Below are 2,418 nucleotides of genomic sequence, written 5' to 3'. Positions count from 1 at the left end.
CTGCAGGGGGGACCCTGTGGGAGAGTAGGACGCCGCCGAACAATCATTCAGAGAAGGCCCCACCCGGTTTCCGGGTGGGGCCTTTTCGCGTTTCCCGGTCAGGAGTTGGCCGAAAGCTCATGCGGCGTTCGCCTGCGGACTGTGTTCGGCCTGCCTGTGGCCCCTATGTTCGAGCCTCCCCGGCCAACGCATGCATTCATGACGGGAAGGACCTCACATGGCCTCCATCGACCGGCGCCGATTCCTCCATCTGGGCGGCGCGTCCGTAGCCGCCGCAGGCCTCGGCGCGTTCCCGCCCGTGGTCAGCAAGGCTCTGGCCCTGCCCGCGATCAGCAGGACCCGTTCGATCGAGGACGTCGAACACGTCGTCATCCTGATGCAGGAGAATCGTTCCTTCGACCACTACTTCGGCACCCTCCGCGGCGTGCGCGGGTTCGACGACCCGCGCCCCACGCAGCTGCCGGACGGCAGGCCCAACTGGCACCAGCCCGCTGCCGCGGTGAAAACCGGTCGCTACCATGACCGCGGTCTGCCGGCCTCCGAGCAGGAGGTGTTGCCCTGGTACATCGACCCCAGGAACACCACCGAGCACCAGGCCGGTACCGACCACGGGTGGAGCAGCGGCCACCTCGCCTGGAACGAGGGGCGCCACGACCAGTGGGTGCACCAGAAGCAGGACGTCATGACGATGGGTCACCTCAAGCGTCAGGACCTGCAGTACCACTTCGCCCTGGCCGACGCCTTCACCGTCTGTGACTCGTACTTCTGCTCCGTCCACGCCGACACCGCCCCCAACCGCATCTATCTCTGGACCGGCACCAGCGACCCCCGCAACGTGTACGGGCGTAGGCCCAACGGCCCCGGCCTGTGGGAGCGCAACGGCACCAACGGCTACACCTGGACGACGTACCCCGAGCGACTGGAGTCGGCCGGCGTCAGCTGGAAGCTGTACCAGGGCGGTTCGGGCGAGCCGGGTACCCCGACGGACAACTACACCGACAACTCGCTGATGTTCTTCGAGCGGTACCAGGTCGCCGAGGGCGCGTCGGGTCCGCTCGTCGACAAGGGGGCGACCGACCACACGCTCAAGGAGTTCCGGGCCGACGTCGAACAGGGTCGGCTGCCCCAGGTCTCCTGGATCGTCCCGCCGTACAAGTACAGCGAGCACCCCTCCGCCACGCCCACCGACGGCGCGTACTACATCAATCTCGTGCTGGACGCGCTCACTTCGAATCCCGAGGTCTGGGGCAGGACCGTCTTCCTCATCAACTACGACGAGAACGACGGCCTGTTCGACCACGTAGTCCCGCCGATGCCGCCGGTGGTCAGCCGCGCGGGCGGCCAGGGCCTGGTCTCCTCCGACCTGGAGGCGAGCCTCGGTGACGAGCTGCTCGACCTCGCCAAGTACCCGGGTGAGATGAGTCCGCTGGTTCCCGGCGCCGACCGGGGCGGGCTGCAGCCGATCGGCCTCGGCCCGCGTGTGCCGCTGCTGGTCATCTCCCCGTGGTCGCGCGGCGGTTGGGTGTGCTCGGAGACCTTCGACCACACCTCGGTGCTGCGGTTCCTGGAGGCCCGGTTCGGGATCGAGGAGCCCAACGTCAGCGCCTGGCGCCGGTCGGTCTGCGGCGACCTGACCTCGGCGCTCGACTTCTCCGGCGCGGACGCGCGGCGGGTGTCGATCCCGGTGCCCGCGCCGATCGCCTCCCGGGGCAAGCCCTACCAGGTGCCGCTGCCCCAGCGGATGCCCACCCAGGAACCGGGCACCCGCCCGGCCCGCGCCCTCCCGTACGACCTGCGGGTCAACGAGGAGGAGACCGTCACCGCGGGGCGGTTCCAGCTCGAACTGGACAACCAGGGCTCGGCGGGCGCGTGGCTGTACGTCTATGACCGGACGGCGCCGACGGCGGCCCCTCGCCGCTACACGGTCTCGGCCGGCGACACCCTCGGTGACTACTGGCCGCTGACCGGCGCCGGTGGCTACCACCTCGTCGCCCACGGACCGAACGGCTCGGTGCAGGAGTTCGAGGGCACGGCCGAGGCCGAGCTGGTCGCGCGCTTCGAGCCGTCGAAGACGCAGGTGCGGGTCACGGTCTCCAACAACGGGTCGACGACCCGGACGGTGACCGCCGGGAACGCCTACGCGAAGGGCTCGCAGCAGAGCCGCACGCTCCGCTCCGGCGCCTCGGCCCGGTTCACCTTCGACCTGCGCGCCGAGAGCCGCTGGTACGACGTCACCGTCGAGGCCCCGGAAGGACCGGCGTTCCGCCGCCGCTGGGCCGGCCACCTGGAGAACGGCCGCCCGGGCACCAGCGACCCCGGCCCGCGCTGATCTCCACCCCGTGGTGGGAGGGGGGGGAGGGGGGCGCGGGTGGGCTGGCGGTCAGGCGAGGCCCCGACTCCCCACAACAAACCCGCGCA

Annotated in this window: 1 protein-coding gene; it reads left to right on the top strand. The window is 70.4% G+C overall.

All coding sequences use genetic code 11. The features are described from left to right. The first annotated feature begins 217 nt into the window (after positions 1–217). On the top strand, positions 218–2,329 hold the full coding sequence (locus tag ACFQ87_RS30855) for a phosphocholine-specific phospholipase C (protein ID WP_380614139.1): 2,112 nt from the start codon (positions 218–220) through the stop codon (positions 2,327–2,329). Positions 2,330–2,418: the final 89 nt, after the last annotated feature.

This window comes from Kitasatospora sp. NPDC056531 (assembly GCF_042794375.1).
In the GTDB taxonomy this organism is placed as follows: Bacteria; Actinomycetota; Actinomycetes; order Streptomycetales; family Streptomycetaceae; genus Kitasatospora.
The sequence above is the reverse complement of the archived record's forward strand: the minus strand, read 5'-3'. Positions and strand labels throughout refer to the sequence as shown.